We start from the raw sequence: 17,064 nt of genomic DNA on the forward strand, positions 1-17,064 counted from the left end.
TGCATGTTTGCTTAGTGGTTTCAAGATGATTGCACAAAAAATGGTCATATTTTCCGGTTCGACGCCCCCATCTAAAAGCCCGGTATTATTTACTTTTTAATGGGTATGTCCCGGCTGTTATCGCCAATACTCGATTTAATTCTTACTCTAAAAATCTCGCCGGCGTTGCCCTGATCGGTTTCATCAGATATTCTTCCTCGCATTAATAAGAAGGAGCAGCGGTGTGCAGCCGTCTCGCTCGAACACTCTTAATGCAGCCATGACCGATCTGTCCGCGTTCGCGCAGGGTACGTTTTTCATGCAGGACAAGCGCCTGCTCGCGTTGAGTTTTCCTCACAACGATCCACCCTCGGCTGTCGATTCCTATGGCCGGCGTCGCGCATTCACGTTAGTTGTCGAACGACTCGTCGCTCACGAAGGGCTCGGGATCGACTTCCGTTTCGAGCTGACGCTGCTTGGAAATGAAGCGGGTGTCACGCTCGATGACATGCTCGGCAAGTTGCTGGCGGTCTCGCTGGTGCGACCCGATGGCGGTATGCGCTATTTCTGCGGCTATTGCACCGAATTCTCGTTGGTGGGAAGCGATGGTTCGATTGCGCAATATCGCGCAGTGCTGCGGCCGTGGAGCGAGTTTCTCAAGACGCGCATTAATAATCGCTTGTTTCTGGGACAGTCGTTGCAGCAACAGATCAGCACAGTGCTGGCCGATTATCCGACTCTCGCGCCCGCGTGGGAGTGGCGCGTGCGTGGCGCTGACCCGTCGCGAACCATGAACGTGCAAGGCGGTGGCCTTGGGGAGAGCGACTGGAATTATCTCGTTCGCCACCTTGAGGCGGTTGGCTATCTGTATTGGTGGGAGCACGGCGAGCAGGGTATGCGGCTCGTCATTGGCGATGACAGTACGGTGCAGTGCGATCCAGTGGACGGCGTTTCGACGCAGATCCGCTTCCAGTCTCATGGCGGACCTGCGGAAGAGGACGCCATTTCGAGCTGGTCTGGCAAGCGGGCTCTGTCGGCCGGCAGCTATAGCGCCACGGCGTTCGATTTCAAGTCGGCTTGCGCGACGCATGTGCAGATCCCGACACTTCACACCCCGGGCGTCGCGCCCGCTGGCGACCATCACGAATACGTCGGGCATTACGGGTTCAGCAAGGACGATCACTCGGGCGATGCCGTCGCGCGGCTGCGAATGGAGGAGATCGAGGCGGCCTCGCAACGCTTCGAGGCCGAGGGCAATCACCACGGCATACTGCCGGGTCGCTGGTTCGAACTGGCCGACCATTTCAGCAGTACCTCGGCGCGCGCGCAGGACAGCCAGTTTCTGATTGTTGAGGCCCGCCACGAAGCGGCAAATAATTATTTGCAGGCAGATGGCCGCAAACCCGAATACCGCAATCGCTTCGAAGCCCTGCGCCGCGCTACGCCGTGGCGACCGGGACGCGGCCTGAACAGCACGCCGCTATACATTCAGGCGCCACAAACCGCGACGATTGCCGGTACCAGCGATGCGGGCAGTGTCGATGTCGACGAATACGGCCGCGTGCGGGTGATATTCCACTGGGATCGCGCGTTGCAACAAAGCGCGCGCATTCGCGTGGCCTCCGGCTGGGCCGGCGGCGAAAAGGGCATGGTGGCGCATCCGCGCGTGGGTAGCGAAGCAGTCCTGATGTTCCTCGACGGCAATCCCGATCGTCCGCTCGTCACGGCCACCACTTACAACGGCAACCGCATGCCGCCGTGGTCGCTCCCGGACCAGCATGTGCTGACCGGCCTGCGCAGCCGCGAACTGTCTGGCGACTCAGGCAACCAGGCCGGTGGGCGATCGAATCACATCCTGCTCGACGACACGGCGCAACAGTTGCAGCTGAAGTTGCGCAGCGACACCGATGCCAGCGAACTGACGCTTGGCCACAACGTGCGTATCGACGATACGCAGGGGCGTACCGATCAGCGCGCACGCGGCTTCGAACTGCGTACCGACGCACACGGCGCCGTGCGCGCCGCGAAGGGCCTGCTGATTACCAGCGAGGCGCGTCCCGAAGCTCGCGCGCATGCTACCGATATGGGCGAGACACTCACGCGCCTGGATAAAGCGCAGGATCTGCATGGGACGCTGTCGGGCTCGGCGCACGAAGTCAAGGCACAGGAGAGCGGTGATCAGGATGCCGTGCGCGATGCGCTGAAAACGCAGAACGAATCGTTGCGCGGCAGCGGCGGCAATCCTCAGCAAGGCGAATTTCCCGAGTTCGCGCAACCCCATCTGACGCTGGCCAGTCCGGCGGGGATCGAAACCACCACCGCGGGTTCGACGCACGTTGCCAGCGATCGGCATATCGCGCTGACGAGTGGAGAGCACACGAGTATTGCCGCTGGGCAAAGCATGCTGGTCAGCGCGCATGACGCGGTGCGCGTGGCCGCATTCGAGAAGGGCATCAAGCTGGTGGCGGCCGCGGCGGACATCGACATCGAAGCGCTCAAGAACAGCATCAACGTGCTGGCAAAGCTCGACGTGAAGGTCGACGCCAACCGTATCACCTTGACCGCAAAAGAAGAAGTCCTGATCAATGGTGGCACGAGCTATACGCGCTGGAATAGCGAAGGCATCACGCACGGCACCAACGGTGCATTCACGACGCACGCCGCGTCGCACAGCTTCATCGGCCCGGATAGCCTGCCGGTTCCCGCGCAGGCGCTACCGGGTTCGGCCTGCGCGCCGTGTATGGTCAATGCCGCGTCAATGGCATCGCCTTTCGCTGCCAAGGCCTGACGGGGAATGATGCATGACGTCTGAAACTCAAGCCGATCCGGCGCGCCGGATCATTGAAACCGCGCTTGCGGGCACCACTGGCCTGCACGCCTACGTGCTCGTCGATGGTGCTTTGCTGCAGACCCAAAGCGCCGCGCAACAGGAGCGCTGGCCGTTTTTTCTCGCGCTGCCGCTGCTGGCAAATGCCGATCTGGATGCGCAGGCAGTGGGTCCTCTGCTCTACGAGTTGCCGTCGGCCAGCGAGTCTGACGATACCGGCGCGGCCGTTGAAACGGGCATCGTCTGGCCGGCTTCCAGTGTGATCGTTTCGCGGCTCTCGCTTAATGAACTGGCCACGCATCTCAGGCCGATGCTCGATGTGCAGCTTGAGCAGATGGACAGCACGATGCTGATGCGTTTCTTCGATCCGCGTGTGCTGCCCTTCTGGCTCGACATGCTGCCGATGGAGCATCGCGCGTGGCTCGCACGCGGTGTGCATGACTGGATTTATCTGGATGCGCATCAGAATCTTCGTTCGGCGCGTATCGAAACGGCTCACAAGCCTGGTGAGATCGATGTGATTGCGCAGTTCCCTCTGCACCTGTCGCAGCAACAAGAGGACGATCTGCTCGCCGCCTGTTACCCGTACACGATGATCGAGCGCCTGCGCAGTGAGTTTGGGACGCTGATGGAGCGAGTGCCTTTGGCAAAACAATATGACTTCGTGCGTGACCAGCTCGACCGGTGCCGTGCTCATGGTGCGGAGAGCCCGGCATCGTTGATCACCTGGTGCGAACTGGCGTTGCGTTACGGGCCGCATTTCGACGAGCATCCGGCCATGCAACCGGCAATCGCGGCGCTCGACGACGGCCAGACTTTCTCGCAGGCCCTCGCGCTCGTGCCGTCCGGCGAATGGGCGCGTATGCAGGCAGAAGTCGCAAACTAAAAAACGAATCCAGGATCCTGAAAGGGACGCCACACTATTCCATGAAACTGACGACGCGATTTACCTGCTTCACATTACTGACACTGCTGGCACTCGTGACTTCTGCATGCAGCCGCGGCTCGACCGACGGCGGGAAGCTGAGTTTCGGAACGAGTTCCGATAGTAAGTGGGACGATCCGAATATCGACATCATTACCGCGGGTTCGTACAACTACACCGACTACGATATTTACGACGTTTTTCTCCTGCCGCCGGATGCTAAAAGTCTCGACGATGCGGCGAGTGCGGACGGTGCGAGTGCCACACCTCAGTCCTACACGCAATGGGAGGGCGGCCCCGGCAGGCGGCCCAGTCTTGCGTGGGATTTTCGCTGGAAGACGCCAATGAAAATGAAGGTCTGGTGGCAACGTGTTGTCGACGAGAAACTGATGTATGCGTCAGGCAAGAACTATGATCCTTACACGCACCGGGAAACTGAGCCAGGGATGGCATGGTGCGAAGGAGAAATCACCGTTACGCAGCCACCTATCAAGGACAAGAGTGGCGGTCTGCTGCTCCACTTCTTTCCTGACGGGCGTGTTGAAGGCGACATGAATCTCGTTACTGAACGTGATCCGGTGAAGGCTGACATTACCAAACGCAACGCGCTACCCAAACTGACTGGTCGGCCCTGCCTGAAGGAAATACCGAATCCGTACTATGGCCGCAAGAAGCCTGTTCAGTGGAACTGAGTGGACGCCCGAAACGGAGTACAACAATGAGCAACGCGCCCATCATCCGACGCATCACCGACCTAACGCCCGCAGAACACGGCACTCGCCATGACAATCGCGAGGCGCTCGATTCGGCAAATGTCGAAAAATGCAAGGTATGCCCGAAGCCGGTCTGGTTCACGGCATTCTTTGACGGCACTGGCAACAACTACGGTGCGGACGGCAACGGTTCGAAGGACGTCAACCTGGTCAAGTACAGCAATATTGCCAAGCTTGCGCAGTTCGCGCACGTAGGAGATTCGTCCGCCTCGCGTACTGCGAGCCGCTATATTGAGGGCGTGGGCACGCCGTGCGCCAAGGTCGGCGACTCCGGCGAATGGCTGGATGGCGCGCTTGGTATGGCTGCGGCGAGCAAAGGCGAATTGCGGATTCGCTGGATGCTCAATGAACTGAACAAGCACGTGAGCGCCCACATGCCGGCCGTCAGCCAGATCAACCTCGCCGTATTCGGCTTCTCGCGCGGCGCGACTGAAGCGCGGGCCTTCGTGCGGATGCTGAATGAACGACTGGCTGAGAGCGACCAGAACAACCGCCTCTGGTGGCGGCAGCCGAACATGAATGGTGCTCGCCCGGAAGTGGTCGTCTATTTCATGGGGATTCTCGATACCGTTTCATCGACCGGCTTTGGCGGCAGCAATCTTGAGAGACAAGTGGAATACAGACTGGGCCCGCTCCTGGGCGGTTGTCTTTACTACTTTGCCGATGAAGGCGGTCATGCAGCCTGGGCCAACGACCTGCGAATTCCGGCTCATGTGCGTCAATGCGTACATTTCGTTGCATCGCACGAGTGCCGGGAAAAATTCCCGAGCGATTCGGTGCGCGAGGATAAGACGCTGCCGTCGAATTGCGTGGAAATTTTCTACCCGGGTATGCATTCCGATGTCGGCGGAGGCTATACGCGCAATACCCAGGAAGGGCGCACCAACGAACTGGCCAATGTGGCCCTGAACAACCTGTATATCGAAGCGTGGAAGGCTGGGGTGCCATTCAAGCCGCCAGCGGAAGTGATGAAGGACGCAGGCCCTCTGTTTGCGATTTCTCCCGAACTCGAAGACCTCTGGAACGTCTACATGGCGCAGGGCAACCAGCAGGCTGGCGGTCCGGCGCCGGGCAGCAACCGCCTGGAAATCAACATCATCTGGCACATGAACCGCTATTACCAATGGCGCGCAAGCCGAAGCCGGCGTTTGCACGACGGGCGCCTGAAGCCGCCAGGAGGCGTCGATCATTACATGGCGATCACTGATCGAGAGTGGAACGACGACTCTGACAATATCCGTCGCATGGCTGGAGGTTTCCTGACGTCGTCCATCTCCGACCAGTGGAAGGCAATCGACGCGGCTACGCGCGTCACAGGCAACTGGCTTGGCGCTCTCGATCCAGTGCTTCGTCAGAAGTTCGACCGTTTCTTCGACGTCTATGTGCACGACTCGATCGCCGGCTTTAAAAACCAGATGGCGGACAGCTACGTGAGCATTGCGGAGGGAAGCCGCTGGACGATAGGCCGCCGATACTTCATGGGCAAACGCGGCAAGAAATTCTTGTACTGGACCTATGCGGGCGACAAGGCCGCGGAGGCCGCAACGCAAACCGCGATGCGCGATCCCGCCACTTCATCGCAAACGGGCGCAACGGCGGATGCGCAACTGGCGAGTAACCAGCAGGCGACGACGGGACAGGCTGCTCTATCCGATGCCACATCAGCGGCATAAGTGCAGCGGCAGAATCAGGACGCGCTTTTCGGACGCTTTTCCTGTTCTGGTGCCGACGCACTTTCCCGCTTCACTCTCCACGCATAAACAGCGCTTTCGCATTCGACAAACCAGGCGTGCCACTTGCTCCATCGCCGGGCTAACCCCGGAGAACATCGATGGAACATTCTTGCGCTGCCATGCGCCGTGCATTCGCCGCTGCGCTGCTATCCTGCGCCTCGTGCGGCGCGGCGTTTGCTGCCGGGAGCGCAGCCGCGTCTTCCAGCGTCGCGCTGACCCAGGCGCCCTACGGCACGACGAAAAGCGGCCAGGCCGTCACGCAATACACCTTGAGCAACGCTCATGGTGTGACGCTCAAAGTCATCAACTACGGCGCAATTGTCACCGAACTCGACGCGCCCGACCGTCACGGCCAGCCTGCCGATATCGTGCTCGGCTTCGGCTCGCTCGCCGATTACGAGACTTACAACGGCGATATTCATTTCGGCGCCACGATTGGTCGCTACGCGAATCGAATCGCGAAGGGACGTTTCAGACTTGATGGACGCGAATGGACGCTGCCCTTCAACGATGGGCCGAATACGCTGCACGGCGGCCCCCACAGCTTCGATACGAAACTGTGGGAAGTGACGCAGAGAGGCAGCAACGGCCAACATGCGAGCGTGACGCTGCGCTACGTCAGCCCCGATGGCGAGAACGGATTTCCCGGAACCTTGACGGTGGACGTGACTTATACGCTCGGTGACGACGATACCGTGCGCATCGACTATCGCGCGCAAACGGACCAGAACACCGTCGTCAATCTCACCAACCATAGCTATTTCAACCTCGCCGGAGAAGGATCGGGCAGCGTCGAGCATCAGATGATCCAGATCGCCGCGCAACGCTACACGCCGACCGATTCGACCTCGATCCCGACGGGCGAAATCAGTCCTGTGCAGGGCACACCGCTGGATCTGCGCGAACTCACGCCGATTGGCTCGCAGTTGCGATCGTCGTTCGAGCAGATGCGGATCGCGCGCGGCTACGATCAGAATTGGGTGCTCGACAACGGCAATCGCGCGCAGCCGGGTTTCGCGGCGCGGGCGTACGATCCGGCTTCGGGGCGCGTGCTCGACGTGTATACGACGCAGCCTGGCCTGCAGTTTTATACGTCGAATAGCCTGAATGGAGGCGCGGTGGGACGTTCGGGCGTGAGCTACCGGCAAACCGATGCGTTCGCGCTGGAAGCCCAGCACTTTCCCGATTCGCCGAATCATCCCGCGTTTCCGACGACCGTGTTGAAAGCGGGTGAGACGCTGCATGAGACGACGATCTGGAAACTGGGCGCGCGATAACGTCGAAGTGACCTGGTTTCGCCTTCTTGCAATTGCAGAGTTCGTGCGCGAATACAAGGAAAAGAGCCTGAATATTATGGATGACGAAGTATTCGCGCTAGGTGCACTGCTCGGCAGCCAATGCGTTCGCGGCTTTTAGTGGCATTGGTGATCGGTGATCTGGTACGGCGGAGAAGCGAGCGGCGCGATTGTCGCGATTGGCGTTCTCAATCACGACAACGCCTTGTTCACCAATTCCATCGGCAGGATCGCTGAAGTCTTGAGGCAGATCCGCCCGCAAATCCCGCACCCCAGCCGCTGGCGCGACAACGTGCGCAAGGTCGCGCCATCGACATAACCGGTTTTGGTAGCAATCGCTTCGATATCGAACCCACTGCCGTGCAGCAGTGATTGCGGGCGCTCCACGCGAACCTCCTGAAAGTGCGCCAGCGAAAGGCCGCGATTGTCGCGGCTTTTCCTTTCGCACAGACTCATAGCGCTTCGCGGCGCGTTGTTGAATAAATGCACACGTCAGCTTCGCGTGCGAAGTTTAACGGCCGCCGTGCGTTGTTCGATCGCGCGCACGACCGCTACCATGTCCTGCTGGCCGAGACCGAGCGCTTCGGTTTCGCCGTAGAGCGCGTGACAGATATCGAGGAGCGGCGAGGCGATATTCGCGCTGCGCGCGGCTTCGGCCACGAGGCGCGCGTTTTTCAGCACATCGGTGATGGCCGCCTGCACGGAGAAGTTCTGCGCGGCGAGCTTGTCGATCTTGACGCGCGAAACGTCGCTGGCCATCGGACCCGCATTGAGCACGTTCGCGAACATGGCGAGATCGATACCGTGTCGCTGCGCAAAATGCGTCGCCTCGCTCAGGCCCGTCACCATCGTGATGAGATACAGGTTGACGGCGAGTTTCATCGTCAGCGCGGCGGGGACTGTGCCGCAAACAAAGCTCTCGCGGCACAGCGGCCGCACCAGCGTGCGCACCGCCTGCACGTCGTCGCTCGCACCCGCGAGCATCACGACGAGCTGGCCCGCCTCCGCGGGTTTGCGCGAACCGGACACCGGCGCTTCGACATATCGCCCGCCTGCGGCTTCGATGGCGCCACCAAGCGTGCGTGAATATTCCGCCGAATTCGTGCCCATGTTGACTATCACGTGGCCGCGCACGCGCGCGCCGAACGCGGGCGTGCCACGGCCCAGCACTGTGTCGATGGCCTGATCGTTGGCCAGCATGAGGATCACCGTGCTGCAGGTCGCGAATACGGCATCGGCGTGCTCGGCGGTGCGTGCGCCGGCTTCGCGCAGGGCGTCGTAATGGTCCTTCGAGCGGCTCCAGACCGCGAGCGGCGTGCCCGCGCGCGCGAGATTGAGCGCCATCGGCGTGCCCATCACGCCCAGTCCGATAAATCCGGTTTCCATTTGCATCGCGTGGCTCCTGGGAGTCCTGGGAGATCCTCGTAGAGCGGCGCGCGTATCGGCGCGACCGGACGGCGCATAGGATACCGTGCGCGCGAAAAGGTTAGCGCGACCGTGTCCGGCGCGCGTTGCGGTCGATCGCGTCGATCAAGGTGTCGTTCAGCGCTTCGGGCCGATCGTGACCCATGCCGTCGATCGGCATGAAATCGGCGCCCGGGACCGTGTCGGGGGCCTCTGCGCCGCAAGCTGCCTGCCGAGCGCGCCGGGATCATGCGCATACCGGCGTTCCTCGCGCAGCGAGGCGCGATGGCGTCGCTCGTCAAAAGGGAAATGCCGTGCCGCCGATGCGGCGCGCGGACGTCAGGCTGTGTTCGACGAACCTGGAAACGCTGCGTATTTTCATCCGGGTATAAATGGACGTCAAATGCGGCGAACCGGCGCGCGGTATAGTCGCGCTCAATGCCTGCTCACTCGCCCAGCGCCGGAAGAACCCCGCATGCCACTCTCCAGGATCGACCTGAATCTCTTCATCGTTTTCGAAGCTGTTTATCGCACGCGCAATCTCACGCGTGCGGCGGAGTTGCTATTCATCACGCAGCCTGCAGTCAGCAATGCGCTGGCGCGCATGCGCAAGACCTTTGATGATCCGCTGTTCGTGAGCACGCCAGCGGGCATGGTGCCTACGCCCGTTTCGGAGAACATCATTGGCCGGGTGCGCGAAGCGCTGCAATTGCTCGATTCGAGTATGCATGCGGGCGAGCGCTTCGATCCGGCGACTTCGCAGCGCACGTTCCGCCTGAGCATGAACGATTTGACCGAAGCGATGTTGCTGCCCGCGCTCGAAGAGGTGTTACAGCGCCTCGCGCCCGGTATCCGCATCGAGAGCTATTTCACGACGCGCCGCGAAGTGCCCGAGGCGCTGGCAAGCGGCGAGGTGCAACTGGCGATCGACGCGCCGCTGATCGACGATCCTCAACTGGAGCAGGCACCGCTGGGCAGCGATCACTATGCGTGCCTCGTGCGCCAGGATCATCCGTTCGCGAAGAAGAAACTCACGCTCGACGATTATCTGAGCCTGGGCCATATCCACATCTCCAGCCGCCGCCAGGGGCCAGGTCTCGTCGATTCCGAACTCACGAGGCTCGGGCTTCGTCGCAACATCCTCACGCGCGTGCAGCACTATCTGGTTGCGCCGCTAATCGCCATGCGCACCGACCTCGCACTGACCGCGCCGCTCGCGCTGCTGCAACGCTATGACGCGCGCATCCTCAAACTGCCGTTCGACCTGCCGGGCCTTGAGTCGCATGGCTACTGGCATCGCAGCGTGGCAGGCGATCCCGCGCACCGCTGGCTGCGCGAACAGATCGCCCGCCTGATGCGCAAGAAGAACCTGCAACCGTTCGACCATCACCGCTAGTTATGGCGGAATATAAATAGAATAAATTTCCTGAATGCCGTAGCTCCCGTTATCGTTTCAGCCATCTTCACGCGAGGACGGCATGGCGGATCTCTATCTGGTACGGCACGGGCAGGCGTCGCTGGGCGCCCAGAATTACGACGCGTTGTCGCCCTCGGGGCGCATCCAGTCGACGTGGCTCGGCGAATATTTCGCGCAGGCGGACATGCAGTTCGACCGCATCGTGACCGGCACGATGCGTCGCCACGAGCAGACCGCCGAAGCATTGCTCGAAGGCATGCGCGCGCCGAAAGTCGAGATCTTGCAGGACCCTGATCTCAACGAATACGATTTTCACGCCTTGCTTGCCGCGCTCGAAGCGAGCGGCCTGATGCTGCCCGCGCCCGCTGACGGCAATGTCAAGCACTTCTATAAAGCCCTCAAACACGCGTTGCTGCTGTGGTCGGAAGACCGCTTGGCGGGCGCGCTGCCCGAAACATGGCAGCAGTTTCAGGCGCGCGTGGCGCGAGCACGGCAAGCGATCCAGCGCATGGGCGGCAGGCGCGTGCTGGCGGTCAGCTCGGGCGGTGCGATTGCCGTATTCACGCAGCAGATTCTGGAGGCGCCGGCCTACGCTGCCATCGCGCTCAATATGCAGATTCGCAACAGCAGCGTGAGCCAATACGTCTTCAATGAAGGCGGCATGTCGCTGGTTGGCTTCAACGCGCTACCGCACCTCGAACGCACCGAGCGCCGCAAGCTCGTCACTTATGGTTGATTTGCACTTTCACGCATGAATAGCCCAATTCAATTCGATATCGATACACTCACGCGCTATCTGGTGGCGCATGTACCTGGGTTTCGGGAACCGGTGACCTTCGAGAAGTTCGCTGGAGGCCAATCCAATCCTACCTTTTTGCTGACGACACCTGGCGGGCGCTACGTCCTGCGGCGGCAGCCGCCGGGCGCGCTGCTCAAATCCGCGCATGCAGTGGACCGCGAATACCGCGTACTGACGGCGCTGCATGAGACTCCGGTGCCGGTCGCGCGGTCGCTGCATCTGTGCGAGGATCGCGACGTCATCGGCAGCCTGTTTTACGTAATGAGTTTCGAGGACGGCGAGACATTCTGGGACCCGGCGTTGCCCGAAGTGAGCGTCGAGCGCCGTGGCGCGTACTACGACGCACTGCTCGAAACCATGGCGGCGCTGCACGACGTGAATGTCGATTCGGCGGGTCTGGCGGATTATGGTCGCGCGGGAAATTATTTCGCACGCCAGATCGATATCTGGACCACGCAATACCGCGCCGCGCAGACGGGCGAGCTTGAAACGATGGAAGCACTGATCGCCTGGTTGCCCGCCAAATGCCCAGCGGAATCCGGCAAGCCCGCGCTCGTGCATGGCGACTTTCGTATCGACAACTTCATCTTTGAGCGCGGCATGCCACGCGTGCGCGCAGTACTCGACTGGGAACTGTCTACGCTCGGCAACCCGCTCGCGGATCTCGCTTACTTCTGCATGTGCCTGCGCTTGCCGCGTCACAGTCATATCGCGGGACTGGCGGGATTGGATCGCGCCGCGCTGGGCGTGCCGGACGAAGAGGCGATCGTCGCGCAGTACTGCAAGTTGCGCGGTATCGAAGCGATCGAAAACTGGAATTTCTATCTGGCCTTCAGCTTCTTCCGCCTCGCTTCGATTGCGCAGGGGGTTAAAAAGCGCGCGCTCGGCGGTAATGCATCGAACGACAAGGCGCGCCAGGTCGGCGAAATGGCGGGCGCGCTTGCGCAAATGGGCGTCGCAATGATTTGAAGGCCGATCACCATACGGTTCATTCAAGAAATATCGAGCTTAATTAAGATGACTAATCTATTTGATCTGAAATCTAAAATCGCGCTGGTGACCGGTGCGAGCCGCGGCATCGGCGAAGAGATCGCGAAACTGCTGGCGCAGCAAGGCGCACATGTGATCGTTTCAAGCCGAAAGATCGACGACTGCGAGGCTGTGGCGCGTAGCATCCGCGAAGCGGGCGGTAGCGCCGAGTCCTTTGCTTGCCACGTAGGCCGAATCGAGGATATCCACACGATTTTCAGCCATATTCGTGAGCGACATGGTCGGCTCGACATTCTCGTCAATAACGCTGCAGCGAATCCGTATTTTGGCCACATTCTGGATACCGATCTTGCTTCGTTCGAGAAAACCGTCGAAGTCAATCTGCGTGGGTATTTCTTTATGTCGGTGGAAGCGGGCAAGCTGATGCGCGAACACGGTGCAGGCGCCATCGTCAACACGGCATCTGTCAATGCACTGCAACCGGGCGACCGGCAAGGCATTTACTCGATCACCAAGGCAGGCGTGGTGAACATGACGCGCGCATTTGCCAAGGAATGCGGGCCGCTGGGCATTCGTGTGAATGCGCTGCTGCCGGGCCTCACTAAAACGCGCTTCGCGGGTGCGCTGTTTGCGGACCAGGCGCTTTACGAACACGCGGTCGGCAAGATCCCGATGCGCCGTCATGCCGAGCCGCGCGAAATGGCCGGCACGGTGCTGTATCTCGTCTCCGATGCGTCGAGCTATACCAACGGCGAGTGCATCGTCGTGGATGGCGGCTTGACGATCTGAACGTCGCAAATTGCGACAAGCAACCCGATAGAGGAGAGCAGGATGGACTTCGCATATAGCCCGAAAGTCGAGGCGCTGCGCGCCCAGTTGAACGCGTTCATGGACAAACATATCGTGCCGCGCATTCATCAGTGGCATGAAGAGGTGAATGCGGGACAGTATCCCGTGTCGTTCATGGAAGCGCTCAAGGACAAGGCGCGCTCGGACGGACTGTGGAATCTTTTCTTGCCGCATTTGCGCGACGACGAGCCGGGTATGCGGCTGAGCAACCTGGAATATGCCCCGCTCGCGGAAATCATGGGACGTGTTCCCTGGGCATCCGAAGTATTTAACTGCAATGCACCGGACACGGGCAATATGGAATTGCTCCATATGTTCGCTACGCCTGATCAACGCAAGCAATGGCTCGAACCGCTGCTCGACGGGAAGATCCGGTCGGCCTTCGCGATGACGGAACCGGCAGTGGCCTCATCGGATGCGACGAATATTACTACGCGCATTCGCCGTGATGGCGACGATTATGTGATCGACGGGCGTAAATGGTTTATCACCAATGCCGCGCATCCAAACTGCCAGATCTTTATCGTGATGGGCAAGACCGATCCCGATGCGCCAAGCCACAGTCAGCAAAGCATGATTCTCGTGCCGCGCGATACGCCGGGCGTCACGATCATCCGCAATATCACGGTGGTGAATCACACGGCGCCTGAGGGGCATTGTGAAATCGAATTCAAGGGCGTGCGGGTGCCGAAGGAGAATCTGCTTGGCGCGGAAGGTAGCGGATTCGCGCTGGCGCAGGCGCGGCTTGGGCCGGGGCGGATCCATCACTGCATGCGCTCGATTGGCGCGGCGGAGCTGGCCCTGGAGTTGATGATCGAGCGTGCCCAGGCGCGCACGGCGTTTGGCAAGCGTCTGCATGAACATGGATCCGTGGCGGAATGGATTGCGAAATCGCGTATTGAAATCGACCAGGCGCGTTTGTTCGTGCTGAAGGCTGCGTGGATGATCGACACAGTGGGCGCGAAGGCCGCACGCAAGGAGATTTCGATGATCAAGGCGCTGGTGCCGACCGTGCATACCGCCGTTTGCGAGCGCGCGATGCAGGTGTTTGGCGCGATGGGATTGAGCCCGGATACGCCGCTGGCCGATAGCTGGACGTGGGGGCGCGCGCTGCGGTTTGCAGATGGCCCGGATGAGGTGCATCTGCAAAGTATCGCGCGGATGGAGATTCAGGCGCGGCCGTTTAAAGAGGGGAGCGTGAGCGGGTATTTGAGGGGGTGAGGGGGGGAGGCGCGGAGCGCCTTTTAAGTCCCCCGCAGAATCGGCGAGCCCGCTCTGACGACTATTCCATGGCCGGACGCATTCGAGGGATTCTTGCGTTCAGCCATGGTCGCTTGAGCGTGTCATGCCCCGGGTGACGGTATGTCCCCGCGCTCTACGAAGTCGATGGTCAGGTTACCCTCGGCTGAACTTGACAGGGTGATCGTCGCGGGCGCGGCGCCGCTTGCCATGCGCGTGAGCAACTCGCGCGATACGGTGGGCAGGATGCGCTGATTGAGGAACGCGTCGACGTTGCGTGCGCCCGACTCGCGCGCGAGGCAAAGTTCGGCCATCGCCGCGATGAGTGTGTCGTCGCAGACGAGTTCGACATGGTGCTGTCGGCGCAGTCGCTCTGCGACCTTCGCGAGCTTCAGACGGATGATGGCGGCAAGCGCATCGACGTCGAGCGGACGGTAGACGAGCGTCTGGAAGCGCGCGAGCAGCGCTGGCGTAAAGTGCGTCACGAGTTGCGGGTGAATGACTTCGAGTAGCGCCGCCTGAGCGATGTCGGGACTGTCGGTGGTTGCTTCGTCGATCTGCGCGCTGCCCAGGTTGGACGTCATCAGGATGACGCAGTTGCGGAAGTCGATCTCGCGTCCTTCGCCATCGCGCATGGTTCCGCGGTCGAACACCTGATAGAAGATATCGAGCACGTCGCGATGGGCCTTTTCGACTTCGTCGAGCAGCACCACGCTGTAAGGGCGCTGACGCACCGCTTCGGTCAGCACGCCCCCGCGGCCGAAGCCCACATATCCGGGGGGCGACCCCTTGAGCTGCGATACGGTATGCGATTCCTGGTACTCCGACATATTAATCGTGGTCAGCGCGGCCGCACCGCCAAAGAGCAGATCGGCCAGTGCCAGTCCAGTTTCGGTCTTGCCGACACCGGAAGGACCAACAAGCAGGAAGACACCGAGCGGCGCGTGCTCGTTTTTCAGTCCCGCTTTCGCCGTGCGCAGGCTTTCCGCGAGGGCCGCCAGCGCTTCGTCCTGGGCAACGACGCGCTCCGCGAGCTGGGCTTCAAGCGTCAGAAGCCCCATTAGTTCGTCTTCGAGCAGGTTGCCGACCGGCACGCCGGTCCATTCGGCTACCACGCGCGCGATTGCCTGGGCGTCGACGTCCGCAAAGATCAGCGGCGTTTTGCCTTGCGCGCTGGCGAGTGCCTCTTGCGTGGGCGCCAGGGATGCATGGCCGCCAGAGGCGGCCTTCTCGCGCTGTTCGAGCAGCGCCCGGACGAGTCCCAATTCCTGCATGTAGCGTTGCTGGAGACTGCCCAGCCGGGCCTTTGCATCGATGAGTGCAGCATCCAGTGAGCTCCGTTGCCCCTCGACGCTTTCGATGCCCGCGCGCTCGTCATCCTCGATCATCGTGAGTTCCAGCTCCAGTGCAGCGACTTCAGCGTGCGCACGCTGCAGTTCTGCCGGAGGTGAATCTAGTCCCATACGCACGCGTGCGGCCGCCGTGTCGATCAGATCAACGGCCTTGTCGGGCAGTTGCCGGGCGGGGATGTAGCGGCGCGAGAGCCGGACCGCGGCGACCAGCGCCTCGTCGCGGATATGCACGTTATGGTACTTCGCATAGCGCTCCTTAAGACCGCGCAGCATAAGGCAGGCGGCTGTGTCGTCGGGCTCGTCGACCTTGATCATCTGGAAGCGCCGTTCGAGCGCGGCGTCGCGCTCGAAGTACTCCTTGTACTCCGACCAGGTGGTTGCGGCGATGGTGCGTAGTTCGCCGCGCGCGAGCGCGGGCTTGAGCAGGTTCGCCGCATCGGCGCCGCCCGCCGCGTTGCCCGCACCGATCAGTGTGTGCGCCTCGTCGATGAAGAGCAGGATCGGCACACCCGAAGCCTGTACTTCGTCGATCACGGTCTTCAGGCGTTGCTCGAATTCGCCCTTGACGCCTGCGCCCGCCTGGAGCAGCCCCAGATCGAGCGTGAGGATGCGCACATTGCGGATCACGCTCGGCACCGTGCCTTCGGCCACACGCAGCGCGAGGCCTTCGACGAGTGCGGTCTTGCCCACGCCGGGCTCGCCGACGAGGATCGGGTTGTTCTTGCGACGGCGCGCGAGCACGTCGACCATCTGCTGGATTTCGCGGTCGCGTCCGAAAACCGGATCGATTTTGCCTTCGCGCGCCTTGGCCGTGATGTCGATCGCGAAGCGTTCGAGCGCGTCGCCTTCCACGGGGTGCCGGGCCACGGATGCGGATGGCACCGTCGCTGCACGTGGCGCTTGATTAGCCGCGGTCGTTGCCGCCGCGGGTGATTCGCGGAGCGATTCCGGACTGTCCGCCGGGTTTTCGCATGTCCGGTTTGCGAGGCGCGGCAGCAGGCGCTGGATCTGCGCGCTGCTGATGGAGAGTAGCGGCCAGGCGTTGTTGGCGCGCAGCACGTGCGGCGCCTCGATGATCGCCTGCAGGAGGTGGCCGGAGCGGATCACCGGATCGCCAGTCGTGTCCCGTGTCGACGCATGAAACCAGGCGTCCTGGAGCACAGCGGCCAGTTGTGGGGAAAGGCTCGGTCGCCCACGCAGCTTACGCGGTGTGTGATCGATCGCCCTGAGCAGCGCCTCCCATACCGCATCGCCGTCCAGATCGTAATGGTTCATGATGGCCGGGATATCGCCGTCTCCAGCCTCGATCAGCTTGAGCAGCCAGTGCTCGACTGAAATTTCGTCCGCCAGACGCCCCTGGCACAGGCTTGCTGCAGCTTCAAGCGCATTCGCGCAATGGGGATTGAGTCGTTGAAGAAGCTGGTTCGCATCACGGGGGGAAGGGTTTCGGTCGTAGTGCACGTTCATGTTCGGGCCGCTCGC

Annotated in this window: 13 protein-coding genes; 10 read left to right on the forward strand and 3 right to left on the reverse strand. The window is 61.3% G+C overall.

All coding sequences use genetic code 11. From position 1 onward, the window contains the following. Window positions 1-259 precede the first annotated feature (259 nt). The 5 genes from F4827_RS29655 (at window position 260) to F4827_RS29675 (ending at window position 7,514) form a co-directional block, all read left to right on the forward strand. Window positions 260-2,767 carry a type VI secretion system Vgr family protein gene (locus F4827_RS29655; RefSeq protein WP_183730972.1) on the forward strand — a complete coding sequence of 836 codons (2,508 nt, stop codon included), beginning with the start codon at window positions 260-262 and terminating at the stop codon, window positions 2,765-2,767. Window positions 2,768-2,780: 13 nt separating this feature from the next. Continuing rightward, complete coding sequence (locus tag F4827_RS29660) at window positions 2,781-3,692, forward strand: DUF4123 domain-containing protein (RefSeq protein WP_183730976.1); 912 nt, start codon at window positions 2,781-2,783, stop codon at window positions 3,690-3,692. A 41-nt stretch (window positions 3,693-3,733) separates the two neighbouring features. Next, on the forward strand, window positions 3,734-4,423 hold the full coding sequence (locus F4827_RS29665; RefSeq protein WP_183730979.1) for a DUF3304 domain-containing protein: 690 nt from the start codon (window positions 3,734-3,736) through the stop codon (window positions 4,421-4,423). Between the two features lie 26 nt (window positions 4,424-4,449). Next, window positions 4,450-6,177, forward strand: a complete 1,728-nt coding sequence (locus F4827_RS29670) for a DUF2235 domain-containing protein (protein WP_183730982.1) — start codon at window positions 4,450-4,452, stop codon at window positions 6,175-6,177. Between the two features lie 179 nt (window positions 6,178-6,356). Continuing rightward, a complete protein-coding gene (locus F4827_RS29675; RefSeq protein ID WP_183731083.1) occupies window positions 6,357-7,514 on the forward strand; it encodes an aldose epimerase family protein in 1,158 nt (385 codons plus the stop codon). A gap of 210 nt (window positions 7,515-7,724) precedes the next feature. Here F4827_RS29675 and F4827_RS29680 read toward each other — a convergent pair whose 3' ends face one another. Then, the gene (locus F4827_RS29680) at window positions 7,725-7,988 is read right to left on the reverse strand and encodes a hypothetical protein (RefSeq protein ID WP_183730985.1); all 264 of its coding nucleotides are present in this window, start codon (window positions 7,986-7,988) and stop codon (window positions 7,725-7,727) included. Window positions 7,989-8,024: 36 nt separating this feature from the next. Further along, window positions 8,025-8,924 (reverse strand): NAD(P)-dependent oxidoreductase, encoded by a 900-nt coding sequence (locus tag F4827_RS29685; protein WP_183730988.1) that lies wholly within the window; start codon window positions 8,922-8,924, stop codon window positions 8,025-8,027. A gap of 487 nt (window positions 8,925-9,411) precedes the next feature. On the opposite strand from F4827_RS29685, the gene F4827_RS29690 reads away from it, so the two are divergent. From F4827_RS29690 to F4827_RS29710, 5 genes are all read left to right on the forward strand, one after another. Then, a complete protein-coding gene (locus F4827_RS29690) occupies window positions 9,412-10,332 on the forward strand; it encodes a LysR family transcriptional regulator (protein WP_183730990.1) in 921 nt (306 codons plus the stop codon). A gap of 82 nt (window positions 10,333-10,414) precedes the next feature. Next, on the forward strand, window positions 10,415-11,089 hold the full coding sequence (locus tag F4827_RS29695; protein ID WP_183730993.1) for a histidine phosphatase family protein: 675 nt from the start codon (window positions 10,415-10,417) through the stop codon (window positions 11,087-11,089). Between the two features lie 15 nt (window positions 11,090-11,104). Further along, window positions 11,105-12,121 (forward strand): phosphotransferase, encoded by a 1,017-nt coding sequence (locus F4827_RS29700; protein WP_183730996.1) that lies wholly within the window; start codon window positions 11,105-11,107, stop codon window positions 12,119-12,121. Between the two features lie 48 nt (window positions 12,122-12,169). Continuing rightward, window positions 12,170-12,931 (forward strand): SDR family oxidoreductase, encoded by a 762-nt coding sequence (locus F4827_RS29705; RefSeq protein WP_183731000.1) that lies wholly within the window; start codon window positions 12,170-12,172, stop codon window positions 12,929-12,931. A gap of 42 nt (window positions 12,932-12,973) precedes the next feature. After that, window positions 12,974-14,212: an acyl-CoA dehydrogenase family protein gene (locus F4827_RS29710; RefSeq protein ID WP_183731003.1), complete on the forward strand. Its 1,239-nt coding sequence runs from the start codon at window positions 12,974-12,976 to the stop codon at window positions 14,210-14,212. Window positions 14,213-14,334: 122 nt separating this feature from the next. Here F4827_RS29710 and tssH read toward each other — a convergent pair whose 3' ends face one another. Then, on the reverse strand, window positions 14,335-17,049 hold the full coding sequence (tssH, locus tag F4827_RS29715; protein WP_183731007.1) for a type VI secretion system ATPase TssH: 2,715 nt from the start codon (window positions 17,047-17,049) through the stop codon (window positions 14,335-14,337). Between the last annotated feature and the right edge of the window lie 15 nt (window positions 17,050-17,064).

This window comes from Paraburkholderia bannensis, from assembly GCF_014200455.1.
GTDB classification, from domain to species: Bacteria; Pseudomonadota; Gammaproteobacteria; order Burkholderiales; family Burkholderiaceae; genus Paraburkholderia; species Paraburkholderia bannensis_A.